This window comes from Gilliamella sp. B2969 (assembly GCF_026536195.1).
Taxonomy (GTDB): Bacteria; Pseudomonadota; Gammaproteobacteria; order Enterobacterales; family Orbaceae; genus Gilliamella.
In genome coordinates this window covers 228,099-241,326 of record NZ_JAFNOP010000002.1, presented here as the reverse complement: position 1 = coordinate 241,326, position 13,228 = coordinate 228,099, and the positions used below count along the sequence as shown (strand labels likewise).

Annotated in this window: 15 protein-coding genes and 3 pseudogenes; 15 read left to right on the top strand and 3 right to left on the bottom strand. The window is 38.0% G+C overall.

The window, feature by feature from the left end:
- Position 1 precedes the first annotated feature (1 nt).
- A pseudogene (locus J3U66_RS02665) lies at positions 2-346 on the top strand (WbuC family cupin fold metalloprotein); the annotation flags it as partial.
- A gap of 46 nt (positions 347-392) precedes the next feature.
- Here the strand turns inward: J3U66_RS02665 and blaCTX-M are convergent.
- From blaCTX-M to J3U66_RS02650, 3 genes and pseudogenes are all read right to left on the bottom strand, one after another.
- Positions 393-1,277 carry a CTX-M family extended-spectrum class A beta-lactamase gene (gene blaCTX-M, locus J3U66_RS02660; protein ID WP_267347865.1) on the bottom strand — a complete coding sequence of 295 codons (885 nt, stop codon included), beginning with the start codon at positions 1,275-1,277 and terminating at the stop codon, positions 393-395.
- 255 nt (positions 1,278-1,532) lie between these two features.
- Positions 1,533-1,844, bottom strand: a pseudogene (locus J3U66_RS02655) (transposase); the annotation flags it as partial.
- Positions 1,844-2,047, bottom strand: a pseudogene (locus J3U66_RS02650) (DUF4158 domain-containing protein); the annotation flags it as partial. The pseudogenes J3U66_RS02655 and J3U66_RS02650, both read right to left, overlap by 1 nt.
- A 163-nt stretch (positions 2,048-2,210) precedes the next feature.
- Here J3U66_RS02650 and J3U66_RS02645 point away from each other — a divergent pair.
- From J3U66_RS02645 to J3U66_RS02580, 14 genes are all read left to right on the top strand, one after another.
- The gene (locus tag J3U66_RS02645; RefSeq protein WP_152953140.1) at positions 2,211-2,768 is read left to right on the top strand and encodes a recombinase family protein; all 558 of its coding nucleotides are present in this window, start codon (positions 2,211-2,213) and stop codon (positions 2,766-2,768) included.
- Between the two features lie 173 nt (positions 2,769-2,941).
- Complete coding sequence (locus tag J3U66_RS02640; RefSeq protein ID WP_000027057.1) at positions 2,942-3,802, top strand: broad-spectrum class A beta-lactamase TEM-1; 861 nt, start codon at positions 2,942-2,944, stop codon at positions 3,800-3,802.
- A 245-nt stretch (positions 3,803-4,047) separates the two neighbouring features.
- A complete protein-coding gene (locus tag J3U66_RS02635; RefSeq protein WP_267347863.1) occupies positions 4,048-4,362 on the top strand; it encodes an RAQPRD family integrative conjugative element protein in 315 nt (104 codons plus the stop codon).
- The gene (locus tag J3U66_RS02630) at positions 4,355-4,600 is read left to right on the top strand and encodes a hypothetical protein (protein WP_267347862.1); all 246 of its coding nucleotides are present in this window, start codon (positions 4,355-4,357) and stop codon (positions 4,598-4,600) included. Before J3U66_RS02635 ends, J3U66_RS02630 begins: the two co-directional genes overlap by 8 nt.
- A gap of 23 nt (positions 4,601-4,623) precedes the next feature.
- A complete protein-coding gene (locus J3U66_RS02625) occupies positions 4,624-4,986 on the top strand; it encodes a TIGR03745 family integrating conjugative element membrane protein (RefSeq protein WP_267347861.1) in 363 nt (120 codons plus the stop codon).
- Positions 4,987-5,002: 16 nt separating this feature from the next.
- Entirely contained in the window at positions 5,003-5,386 is a 384-nt protein-coding gene (locus tag J3U66_RS02620) for a TIGR03750 family conjugal transfer protein (protein WP_267347859.1), read from the top strand.
- Positions 5,383-6,051: a PFL_4703 family integrating conjugative element protein gene (locus J3U66_RS02615; protein ID WP_267347857.1), complete on the top strand. Its 669-nt coding sequence runs from the start codon at positions 5,383-5,385 to the stop codon at positions 6,049-6,051. The genes J3U66_RS02620 and J3U66_RS02615 overlap by 4 nt, the downstream gene beginning before the upstream one ends.
- Complete coding sequence (locus J3U66_RS02610) at positions 6,044-6,868, top strand: TIGR03749 family integrating conjugative element protein (RefSeq protein ID WP_267347855.1); 825 nt, start codon at positions 6,044-6,046, stop codon at positions 6,866-6,868. The genes J3U66_RS02615 and J3U66_RS02610 overlap by 8 nt, the downstream gene beginning before the upstream one ends.
- Before the next feature lies 1 nt (position 6,869).
- Entirely contained in the window at positions 6,870-8,294 is a 1,425-nt protein-coding gene (locus J3U66_RS02605; protein WP_267347853.1) for a TIGR03752 family integrating conjugative element protein, read from the top strand.
- A complete protein-coding gene (locus J3U66_RS02600) occupies positions 8,294-8,731 on the top strand; it encodes a TIGR03751 family conjugal transfer lipoprotein (protein WP_267347851.1) in 438 nt (145 codons plus the stop codon). Before J3U66_RS02605 ends, J3U66_RS02600 begins: the two co-directional genes overlap by 1 nt.
- On the top strand, positions 8,731-11,502 hold the full coding sequence (locus J3U66_RS02595; protein WP_267347850.1) for a conjugative transfer ATPase: 2,772 nt from the start codon (positions 8,731-8,733) through the stop codon (positions 11,500-11,502). The genes J3U66_RS02600 and J3U66_RS02595 overlap by 1 nt, the downstream gene beginning before the upstream one ends.
- Positions 11,502-11,894, top strand: a complete 393-nt coding sequence (locus J3U66_RS02590) for a hypothetical protein (protein ID WP_267347848.1) — start codon at positions 11,502-11,504, stop codon at positions 11,892-11,894. Before J3U66_RS02595 ends, J3U66_RS02590 begins: the two co-directional genes overlap by 1 nt.
- The gene (locus J3U66_RS02585; RefSeq protein ID WP_267347847.1) at positions 11,891-12,295 is read left to right on the top strand and encodes a TIGR03757 family integrating conjugative element protein; all 405 of its coding nucleotides are present in this window, start codon (positions 11,891-11,893) and stop codon (positions 12,293-12,295) included. The genes J3U66_RS02590 and J3U66_RS02585 overlap by 4 nt, the downstream gene beginning before the upstream one ends.
- Positions 12,295-13,227, top strand: a complete 933-nt coding sequence (locus J3U66_RS02580; RefSeq protein ID WP_267347845.1) for a TIGR03756 family integrating conjugative element protein — start codon at positions 12,295-12,297, stop codon at positions 13,225-13,227. Before J3U66_RS02585 ends, J3U66_RS02580 begins: the two co-directional genes overlap by 1 nt.
- The last annotated feature ends 1 nt before the right edge of the window (position 13,228 follow it).

Here is a 13,228-nt window from a genome sequence, read left to right as displayed (position 1 = left end):
ACCTGGGACCTACGTGCGCCCGCACCGACACCCTCACACCTTCGAGCTACTGTTGCCATTAAGGGGTCGTTTCGTGGTGCTGAATTTTGACGATCGGGGTACCGTCACCCATCGGGCGATATTGGGGGAAACCTGTACGGTGCTGGAGATGGCCGCAGGAACCTGGCATGCCGTGCTGTCGCTGGATACCGGTGGCATAATTTTTGAAGTAAAACACGGTGGCTATCAACCCGTGGCTGCCGATGACTATGCGCACTGGGCTCCAGCGGAAGGAGAACCAGGAACCACGGAGCTTATGGCCTGGTATGCGCAAGCGCAGGTGGGCGACAGCACTTTTGCCGTCTAAGGCGATAAACAAAAACGGAATGAGTTTCCCCATTCCGTTTCCGCTATTACAAACCGTCGGTGACGATTTTAGCCGCCGACGCTAATACATCGCGACGGCTTTCTGCCTTAGGTTGAGGCTGGGTGAAGTAAGTGACCAGAATCAGCGGCGCACGATCTTTTGGCCAGATCACCGCGATATCGTTGGTGGTGCCATAGCCACCGCTGCCGGTTTTATCCCCCACAACCCAGGAAGCAGGCAGTCCAGCCTGAATGCTCGCTGCACCGGTGGTATTGCCTTTCATCCATGTCACCAGCTGCGCCCGTTGGCTGTCGCCCAATGCTTTACCCAGCGTCAGATTCCGCAGAGTTTGCGCCATTGCCCGAGGTGAAGTGGTATCACGCGGATCGCCCGGAATGGCGGTGTTTAACGTCGGCTCGGTACGGTCGAGACGGAACGTTTCGTCTCCCAGCTGTCGGGCGAACGCGGTGACGCTAGCCGGGCCGCCAACGTGAGCAATCAGCTTATTCATCGCCACGTTATCGCTGTACTGTAGCGCGGCCGCGCTAAGCTCAGCCAGTGACATCGTCCCATTGACGTGCTTTTCCGCAATCGGATTATAGTTAACAAGGTCAGATTTTTTGATCTCAACTCGCTGATTTAACAGATTCGGTTCGCTTTCACTTTTCTTCAGCACCGCGGCCGCGGCCATCACTTTACTGGTGCTGCACATCGCAAAGCGCTCATCAGCACGATAAAGTATTTGCGAATTATCTGCTGTGTTAATCAATGCCACACCCAGTCTGCCTCCCGACTGCCGCTCTAATTCGGCAAGTTTTTGCTGTACGTCCGCCGTTTGCGCATACAGCGGCACACTTCCTAACAACAGCGTGACGGTTGCCGTCGCCATCAGCGTGAACTGGCGCAGTGATTTTTTAAATTTTTTAACCATGGGATTCCTTATTCTGGAAGATACGAAATAACAACAACATGAATAGTCCCTAAATTCCACGTGTGTTTTTTATTAGCTTCAAAAATCACTATTTCACGAAGAATTTAGACTGCTTCTCACACATTGTAACATTATTTACAACCACCTTTCAATCATTTTTGATAAATCATTGATTTCATCTTTGCTGCAATGATACTTAATAAACTCTGCAAGTTATCCACAGAGCAACACTCAATTTTATTGATGATATTCTTATTATACCAGACATTTTTCATACACTCCCTTGTACGGATAGTTTTCCGACAACTTCATGATTACATATCTTGCGGTTTTGATTATTTTTGCTGCAAGAAATACATACTTCAAACGAAAGGTCTTTATTTGCTGTCTGTATTCTGAAGAGTCCAAGGAATCAAACTTGAACAACAAAAATAGGTTATATGAAAGCATCATCATTTGAAACACGGCTTCATTCGCCCAAAATGACTTTAGCAAGAGATGACCCACCGCCATGTCGTATTTGGCTTCTTTGATATAGTTTTCAGCATTACCACGCTTTTCATAGTATCGGTGAGGAAGGTGCCCAGAAAACGGACACATCCAATTTGCAGGGCAATGCCCAGACGGTTGTGATCACCTCTGCTTTTTCCGATAAATTCCTTGTCTGCTTCATCAAGGTGAAAATATCGTGCCAGCTGAAGCTCATCCGGTTCACCGGTGAATCTGCCATAGCTTTCAGTCTGCTCAGTGGTCAGAAAGTCAACGGGCATATCGGCCTCCCTGCCTGACGGGCATTTAGTAACATTTTTGCAACCGTACGAAATGTTATAAATTATCGGACATCGTAAAACTGTTACATTAATATGTCTATTAAATCGTAAATTTGTAATAATAGACATGAGTTGTCCGATATTCGATTTAAGGTACATTTTTATGCGACTTTTTGGTTACGCTCGGGTCTCAACCAGTCAGCAGTCTCTTGATCTTCAGGTCAGAGCACTCAAAGACGCAGGTGTGAAAGCAAACCGTATATTTACCGATAAGGCATCCGGCAGTTCAACAGATCGGGAAGGGCTGGATTTGCTGAGGATGAAGGTGGAGGAAGATGATGTCATTCTGGTTAAGAAGCTCGACCGTCTTGGCCGCGACACTGCCGATATGATCCAACTGATAAAGGAATTTGACGCTCAGGGCGTGGCAGTCCGGTTCATTGATGACGGGATCAGTACCGACGGTGATATGGGGCAAATGGTGGTCACCATCCTGTCGGCTGTGGCACAGGCTGAACGCCGGAGGATCCTAGAGCGCACGAATGAGGGCCGACAGGAAGCAAAGCTGAAAGGAATCAAATTTGGCCGCAGGCGTACCGTGGACAGGAACGTCGTGCTGACGCTTCATCAGAAGGGCACTGGTGCAACGGAAATTGCTCATCAGCTCAGTATTGCCCGCTCCACGGTTTATAAAATTCTTGAAGACGAAAGGGCCTCGTGATACTATAGGTTAATGTCATGATAATAATGGTTTCTTAGACGTCAGGTGGCACTTTTCGGGGAAATGTGCGCGGAACCCCTATTTGTTTATTTTTCTAAATACATTCAAATATGTATCCGCTCATGAGACAATAACCCTGATAAATGCTTCAATAATATTGAAAAAGGAAGAGTATGAGTATTCAACATTTCCGTGTCGCCCTTATTCCCTTTTTTGCGGCATTTTGCCTTCCTGTTTTTGCTCACCCAGAAACGCTGGTGAAAGTAAAAGATGCTGAAGATCAGTTGGGTGCACGAGTGGGTTACATCGAACTGGATCTCAACAGCGGTAAGATCCTTGAGAGTTTTCGCCCCGAAGAACGTTTTCCAATGATGAGCACTTTTAAAGTTCTGCTATGTGGTGCGGTATTATCCCGTGTTGACGCCGGGCAAGAGCAACTCGGTCGCCGCATACACTATTCTCAGAATGACTTGGTTGAGTACTCACCAGTCACAGAAAAGCATCTTACGGATGGCATGACAGTAAGAGAATTATGCAGTGCTGCCATAACCATGAGTGATAACACTGCGGCCAACTTACTTCTGACAACGATCGGAGGACCGAAGGAGCTAACCGCTTTTTTGCACAACATGGGGGATCATGTAACTCGCCTTGATCGTTGGGAACCGGAGCTGAATGAAGCCATACCAAACGACGAGCGTGACACCACGATGCCTGCAGCAATGGCAACAACGTTGCGCAAACTATTAACTGGCGAACTACTTACTCTAGCTTCCCGGCAACAATTAATAGACTGGATGGAGGCGGATAAAGTTGCAGGACCACTTCTGCGCTCGGCCCTTCCGGCTGGCTGGTTTATTGCTGATAAATCTGGAGCCGGTGAGCGTGGGTCTCGCGGTATCATTGCAGCACTGGGGCCAGATGGTAAGCCCTCCCGTATCGTAGTTATCTACACGACGGGGAGTCAGGCAACTATGGATGAACGAAATAGACAGATCGCTGAGATAGGTGCCTCACTGATTAAGCATTGGTAACTGTCAGACCAAGTTTACTCATATATACTTTAGATTGATTTAAAACTTCATTTTTAATTTAAAAGGATCTAGGTGAAGATCCTTTTTGATAATCTCATGACCAAAATCCCTTAACGTGAGTTTTCGTTCCACTGAGCGTCAGACCCCTAAGCCAATTTTTTTTAAAAAATCAAAAAAGATTTAATTGATGTTTTTTTCATATTAATCATTATAGTAGAAATCCGGTTCAAAACTGGAGAAAAAACATGCGAAAGCATCCTAACATAATTCTTTCAATAGTTGGTTTATCTTTATTGTTAAGCTCTGATTTGGCTGTAGCAAACGAAAAAGAAGAACTCGCATTAGTGTTAAAACAACTCAAACAAGTTAAACAATCTTTACTTAAAAGTGAAATTGTTTCAGGAACCGAGCAATCAGAACGTTATCATTTTAACTATAAAGCAATACAAAATGATATTGATCATGTCATGCAAGGTATTGAAAGCTACATATCCCCGACAAGATCTCAACCTCGTTCGCTTAACTTTCCAGTGATTGAAGGCGAATATCAAAATGAATGATATGAGCGAAAAAACACTTAAGGCTTTTGAAGATGGTGCAACATTCACAATGGATCAATCCTTCAATTTTTTTGGTGCAATATGTATCGGTATAGCTCTATTTATAGTAGCTATCATTATTTTTTGTCTCTTAAAAGGTTTAGGGAATGAAGGTCTAAAGATTGATGAGTTGCCATCAGTTATTATTCGAGCTGTTGTTTTTGTTTTAATACTGGGATCTTTTATTTATTTTCAATAAAAATTTTTAAGGAGAAAAAATTCATGTTTAAAAAAGCAAAAGAATTATTTCAGATAAAAAGTAAGATCTTTCTATTTGGGTTAGCTTTATGGGGACAACATGTAATGGCAAAAATGCCATCTATAGATGACCCATCACAGGGTAAAAAAGGCGGGCTATTACCCAATATGCAAGCATATATGTATGACGGTTTCGCCGTTGGAGGGTTGATTATCGTTGGCGGTGCTTTTATTGTCGCAGCAAAAAATATCCTAATTGAATATAACAATATCGGCGAGGGTAAAGGCTCGTGGGCAAAATTTGGTACTTTAGTTGTTATAGGTGTTGTATTAGTTGTTGCTTGTATTTGGTTTGCAACATTGGCAGCTGAAACATTGCTAAATTAATAGATAAATAAATAAGATGAAAGATAACGACATTAAAATGCTTCCAGACCGTCTTAATCGGATGCCAGTAGTTTACAAAGGTATGACAGTCCGTGAATTATTATTGATGATTGGAGTTGGTACAATTATTGGTAGTTTGTTAGGAATTATCTTATTTATCTTATTTGGTCGCTGGGTGTTAATTCCCTCAGCGATTGTTTTCATGCCATTGCCAACCCTTTTTTTTGGTGGAAATAAAATCGCTAAATTAAAGCGAGGTAAACCAGAAACTTGGTTTTCACGGTCTATTGATTTGTTTTTCGCAAAGAAAGGATTCAATGGAAATAATCTAATTTTTAATGATGAACAATTTATCGTTAGACGAAAAAAACGAAAATATAATAAGGTAAAACAAAAATGAAATATTTACATGCACTTACTGGGAGAGATAAACACATCCAATCACTGAGATTTGTGATTATTGTATTGCTTGTAATTATTTTAGCTATGGCCTGGGGATGGCGTTCAGCGCCTAAAGATTTGACTATTCATATTCCACCAGATACTCGGTCGGGTAGTACTCGGCTTTGGTCAGATATAGATCCTAGTAACATATACGGATTTGCATTTTATATTTTTCAGCAACTTAATAACTGGCCAAGCAATGGAGAAATTGATTATAAACGTAATATAAATAAGCTCACTCCGTACTTAACACCACAATGCAAGGTGGTACTATTGAATGAATATGAAGAAAGACGACAGGGCGGTGAACTAAGAGAGCGCGTTAGAAATGTAGCTGAAATTGACGGACGTGGAATTAATTCAGAGATCAAAAATTATCAAACGAATCAGTTTGAGCCAAGAGTACAAATTTTATCGGATAAAGCGTGGATTGTAACATTCGATTTATATATTGATGAATATTACAAAGGGGAAGCCGTTAAACGAGCAATGGTTCGTTATCCACTTAGTGTTGTTAAAAGTGATACAAATCCTGAAGAAAACCCTTGGGGTTTAAAGCTTAATTGTTATGCAAGCCAACCTTTAAGACTTACGTCGTCTGTAGGAGAACACAATGAATAATCAGATGATTTTAAAACTTCCTCAATTGATCATGACATTATTGATTTTTGTATTGTCAATTAATAATGCTATAGCTGTTGAATTAATTACATGGGACAGAACACCTATCAAAATTACTATTAATCAGAATGATGAAAGAATGGTAATTTTAGAAAGAAATATATCAGTCGGATTACCCATATCGTTACAAGCTAAGCTCCGAGTACAAAGCCTAGGCGGGGTTTTATATTTAAAAAGCAATGCGCCATTTACTGAAACTCGATTAATGCTAAAAGATCTCGAGTCTGGTGAAATAATTTTAATTGATCTTACAGGAAATGGACCATCCAAAAAGAAATTAGAAACAATTAAAATCACGACTGAAGATGAAGCTAATTTAAAAAAAATAGAAGAAAATTATACAACTGTACATGATGAACAAGCATTACCTACTCCAGTTTTGCTTACTCGATATGCAGCACAAAATTATTATGCCCCCTTGCGAGCAATTGAAAAAGTACCTGGTATTAAACAAATTTCTATGTCTTTGCCTCCAATATTAACCAGGCTTGTGCCACAACTTCCTATTACTGCTGAGCCTAAATCAGTGTGGAGGCTAAAAAATTATGAAGTTGTAGCCATCAAATTAGTTAATTATAGCAAAGGTTATGTCAATTTAGATGCAAGGCTGTTGCAGGGTAATTTTTATTCAGCAACATTTCAACACAATATATTGGGTCCTCAAGGGGAACCTGCTGATACCACTATGCTTTATATTGTTACTAAAGGTAAAGTAATCAATGCATTTTTACCTGAATTAAATGGTAGAGGGGAATAATATGGCAACAATCAAAGGTAATAAATTGTTACCAATTATCGTTGGTAGTTTAATCCTAGTGGGGATTTTTATTGTAGTCATTTCGAATAAAAATAAAAAACAAGCATCATCAGTAACTGATGAAATCGTTGAAATAGCAGATTTGAATGAAGAAGATTTATCTGTACTAGGCATTACTGGGGATACTGAAAAAGATACAGTTCAGACTTTAGTGACGCTAGTTAAGACGTTAAAAAAGGATCAAGCTGATATAGTAAAAGAAATTAAAAATTTAAAATCTGAAAATGAAAATTTGAAAAAAACAAGAGTACCACAGTATAAGATAGAACCTCCATCAAATGATTCCAAATCTAATGAGCCTTCAGAGCTAGAAAAAAAAGTTTCAATTCTGACAGATAAGCTTAATAAATTAACAACAACCTCAACCATATCTAGTTCTAATGAAACGGTTGATTCAAAATCAGTTTCAATCCCAATAGGAAGAGGACAAGCAAGTCAGTCAAGTAGTAATGTTGATATATCTAATAGTGATGAAATTCAATGGGTTAATCCTGCTGACCAAATTGTTAGTAGTAAAGGTAGAAGTGCGCCGGAATTTCAGTTCCCGTCCAGTTTTAATGGGAAGGACCCAATTCGTTCAAAATTGAAAGATCATAAAGATAATATCAATCAGCCTATTGGCGAGCGAAAAGAAGAAAAAGATCTTCAACCATTTTATACAGTACCTGTAAATTCAACTCTAATCGGCTCTGTTTCAATGACAGCGTTACTTGGACGAGTTCCTATTGATGGTGTTGTATCAGATCCGTATCCGTTTAAAGCCGTGATAGGGCGAGATAATTTAATTTCAAATGGAATTGAATTACCACATGTTGAAGGAGCAATTGTTTCTGGGACTGCATCCGGTGATTACGTTCTATCTTGCGTAAGAGGTAACGTTAAATCAATTACATTTGTTTTTGATGATGGGCGAATTATCACTATTCCTGACTCAAAAAATAATGGCAATAAAGATGAAAGTATTGGGTGGTTATCTGATGAATATGGTATTCCATGTGTTTCAGGTGAAGTCAAATCTAATGCCAGCCAATATTTATCAACTGTAATAGGGTTAGGTACAGCAGCAGCAGCGGCAGATGCAATGGCACAACAAAATACTACTGTTGTAACAGATGGATCAAATGTTACCAATGCCGTTACTGGTAATAATGGTCAATACGTTTTAGGAAAAGGACTGAGTGGAGGAATTAATCAGACGATTGATTGGTTAAATAAACGCTATGGGCAAACTTTTGATGCAGTTTATGTTCCACCAGGTAAAGAAATTGCCATTCACATTAATAAGGAGCTACAAATTGATTATTTATTTGATGGCAGACTTGTTGATTATGAGATGAATACTAAAAAAATTGGAGTGCTTGATTAATGAAACAGAAACAAAAAAAAATGACTATTCTTTTATTAACTTTTGTCACAGCTCTATTTTTATCTGGTTGTAGTACTTCAAAAGAAAAAATGTTTCCACATAGCAGTGAGACAATGAGTGATATTTACAATAAAAAAACAGGAGGAGGTGCTTCTCAATTGTTTGATAATCGACTTCAACTTAGACGAGAAGTTGATAATTTAACCCAAAATGTTGAAATGATGACTCATACACGAACAGCAGAACAAGAAATTAATAATCTCTTTCAACGTTTACCGAACCCCGATTTAGTTATGTATGTCTATCCTCATTTGACTAATGGGAAATTACCCGTACCAGGATATTCAACTGCATTCTCATTCTATGGCGATGTGCAATATGCTATGCCTGGTGAAAGAGTGGATAATTACTATGGTGAAAGAGTGGAGAATTACTAATGAAATTATTTAGTAAGAAAAAAGGTTTACAAAAAGAAATTCAAGTAAGTGATAAACCTAAAAGGCAAGGCAATTTGACTCATAGGCATAAAAAAAACTTCATTTATGCCAGTAATGGGAAGAAATCAATTATTGATTATTTACCTTGGGTTGAATTTGATGAGGTTCACAATTCAATTTTACTTGAAGATGGTCGCTCTGTTGGTGCGGTATTTGAAATTATTCCGTATGGCACTGAAGCAAAATCAATATCTAAACTTCGTGATATAAGTGATATTGTAACAAATAGTATCGAGGATACTTTTGATGAAAGAGATACTAATCCATGGATCATACAATATTTTTGTCAAGATGAGGATAATTTGCAAGATTATATCTCTTTATTAAGACAATATCCTAAACCACATGCTAAAGAAACTGAATTTACAAAAAAATGGCTAAGCATAATGGAAGCGCATCTTGATAATATTACTAAAAAAGATGGGCTTTTTTTTGATAATACAGTTACTAAAACACTTTGGCGAGGACAAATTAGAAAAACTCGGCTGGTTATATATCGATATCTCGGTACCAAAGAACGTGAAGATTTAAATCCACAAGAATCACTTGATATTGTTTGTAATAATTTGACACTTGCGTTGAAAGGAGCAGGAATTGTAGTCAATAGATTGGGAAAAAATGAGGTTTCTCGTTGGTTAGCTCAAATATTTAATCCCTCACCGTTACAAGGTGGAAAAAACTTTATTAAGCAGTTGATGGATGAGCAAAAACAGATTGATGAGTTACCTATAATTACTGATTTTGCAGAAAACCTTTTTTATAGTGAGCCAGAGATTAAAGAAGGTTACTGGCATTTTGATAATACACCACATGCGGTTGTTGTTGTCGATAGATTAAAGCTTCCCCCCAAGATTGGCCATATTACAGGTGAGACAAGTAAAGCCGATGGAATAAATGCGCTTTTTGATGTATTGCCAGAATCAACAATGATGTGTTTAACAATTGTAACTCATCCTCAAGATAAACTAGAAGATCATATCAATTTTATTCGTGGTAAAGCGATTGGTGAGAATGCTGAATCTTTGTCTGTTAAAGAAGATTGTGCTGAAGCTATGGAGTATATTCGTCAACGTAAAAAAATGTATTACAGCTCTGTTGCATTTTATGTTAAGGATTCAAGTATAAGTGGATTAAAACGTAGAATACAAGCACTGAGTTCAGTACTCAACAACAATGGTCTTGTCACAGTAGCTGAAGCTAATGAAGTTGCTCCTGCTTCCTCGTTTTTACGATGGTTGCCGATGAATTATAACCCTCAAAATGACCCACAACGATTATACGTTAAATTTAATTGGTGCAAACATTTGGCTAATTTATTACCTGTTTTGGGAAGGAGCACTGGAACAGGTCATCCAGGCGTAACTTTTTTTAATCGAGGAGGTGAGCCGTTAAGCTACGATCCTATGGTTGATAAAGCTCAAAATGGTCACAAACTTATTTTAGGTCCAACCGGTGCAGGTAAATCAGCAACACTAAATATCGAAATAGCTCAGCTTGTTGCTATGTATCGTCCACGAATGATTATTGTCGAGACGGGTAATTCTTTCGGCCTTCTTGTTGATTTTATGGAGCAACAAGGAGTAAGCGTTTATCGAGTTTGTTTAAAACCAGGAAGCGGTGTAGTGCTTAATCCATTAGCTGATTCTCATTTAATTTTACAAAATAAAGATATTCAGTTTGAAATCGATGAAAACAATTTGAGTGATGATATTGTTAGTGAAGCACTTGAACAAAATGATGATGAAGATGCACAACGAGATGTGCTTGGTGAAATAGAAATATCTATACGTTTAATGATCACAGGTGGAGAAGAAAAAGAGGATGAGTTGCTTCGTCGTTCAGATAGGGCAATGATTAGACAGGCTATCGTTATGGCCGCTCAAGTTGCATATGCAGAAAAACGGCAAGCTATTCCAAGTGATGTTCAAGATGCATTATTTTCTTTAAGTAAAGATGTAAATTTACCAGAAGCTCGGCGTGCAAAAGCATATGAAATGGCTGAATCATTAAGTATGTTCACTCAAGGATTTGAAGGTGAAATATTTAACCAACAGGGAACATCTTGGCCTGATGTTGATGTGATTCATGTCGATTTAGCGACTTTTGCCCGTGAAGGTTATGAGGCTCAATTATCAATTGCATATATTTCTCTAATTAATCACATAAATAATATGGGGGAACAATATCAACATCAATCAAGAGCTATCGTTAATATTACCGATGAGTCACATATTATTACCGTAAAACCACTTACAGCAGCCTATTTAACAAAAGCGTCAAAAATGTGGCGTAAATTAGGAGTATGGTTGTGGTTAGCAACTCAAAATATGGAAGATTTTCCTGATGCTGCATCAAAGTTGTTATCGATGATAGAGTGGTGGGAAATGTTAGTAACAGAATCATCTGAAGCAGAGAAGATACGTCGTTTTAAAGCATTAACAGATGAACAAATTTCAATGATCACTTCTGCTTGTAAATCTGCTCGTCAGTACACCGAGGGCGTTGTGTTATCAAAAAATGTAGAATGCCTTTTCCGAATCGTTCCCCCAAGCCTTTTTTTAGCACTAGCTATGACCGAAAAGGATGAAAAAGCGGAGAGAATGAAACTAATGAAAGAATTTAATATCAGCGAACTAGATGCTGCTATTAAAGTATCTGAAAAATTAGATGAAGCTCGAGGTATTAGTTCACGAATATCTAAGGATTCATAATGAATGATAATACTTTTTTATTTAATGCAACTTCATTAAAAAAATCAAATATTAATCTTGTTCATAGTAAAGATTTTGAAGAATTCAGTTTTGAATTATTAGGAAAAATTGGGGACATAATTTCGACTAAATTACGTTTGTGCCGTATACCTGTAGATGATCATACCAAATTTGAAATACTGTATAAACAATATGCTTTAATCGCTTTTGAAGGAAAAAAATCAGCGTGTTTAATTGAAGTATCATGCAATCCTAATTTAAATAAAATCCATTGGCCACAATTAGCTGATATTGAAACAGGGAAACGTCTATGTATTGATGTTGTTGACTGGATTGATGCATTTTTGCTTATTAAACATTTAATGACTTTAACTGTGGGGGCTGATGCATGAAACGTATATTAGGACTGATTGTATTTGCAAGTTTTCAATGTATTGGGGCAGATATTCATAGTATTGATGTTTTCGTTAATCATGAGCAAATAAGTCAAATTAAAAATTGTCATGATAATTGTCAAATTTATGATTTAGATGGTACAGAAATTCTTTTGAATTCTTTTTTTGGTGAGTTATCTAGTGATATTAATGATGCTTATTCGGATGTTGAGAAAAAATTGAATTCTTCAGAGTGGAAAACGTATGAATCTAAAATAATTGAAGCCCAAAAAACGGTTATAAAAGCATTTAATCTTGGTATAAAAAAATACCCTGCAATTGTTATTAATGAAAAAAATGTGATTTACGGAATAACAGATGTGGCACGTGCAATTCATGATTTTAATGAGGGGAAATAATGATAAAAAAAATAAAATTTAGTTTACTTGGACTCATAATTACTATGCCGAGTTTTGCCACTTATATTAGTACTCAACAAATAGTTCAATCAGCTCTCTCAACTAGTTGTACTGAATATAAAATTGCAGGGACATGTTTTTGGCTTTTTTGCTCATACGGATGCAAAATCAGAACATCTGTAAAAGTGAAGCATTATATTCCTGATGTTGTTATGTCTACATATGAACAACCATTTAAAAATCCTTGGACTGAAATTAATACAATCACATCATCAGCAAGTTCATTAGTAGGGTCAAATATTCAAGGAGGAGGGGATACAAATAATCGTCAAGCAAATAATCGAACAAAAATTCGTTTTAAAGATGTTCAAGCTATTGGGCATCCAGGCGGTGCTGCTTTTTCTCAAATGCTGTCAGGTATGGGCTACTACTGTGATAATGGGGTAACGCCATTTTATCCTTATTTCGTGAGTGAACTTGATTTTATTGCATGGCGATTAGCACTTGTTGAATCAGTATATCCAGAGGCATTGTCTCCAGGCGTACGAGAGATTGGTAATTCCTCTAATATGTGGGGAAATATTTATCCAAGAGCAGGGGCGGTTACGCAAAATGATGATTTTAAAGCAGGGGCTGTGGTGGTTCAACGTGGTGCTGATGTACTGACTAATAGTAATTCATTACATATTGTTCAAAATTATACTAAGCGCAAAAAAGATGGTTTTTGGCCACCGGCTCCTGTTAAAGAAAATACAAAAAATCATAAATGGCAACAACTGGCACCAACATTGAATATGTCATGTGGCATTTTTCCAAATATTGATGATACAGCTAGTATTGATGGGGCCTATGTTTATGCTTTGTGGAGACCGTATGCATGTTGTAAGAAACGAGGGCAAAAATTTTTATACAGTATTGATTCTGGGGGATGAT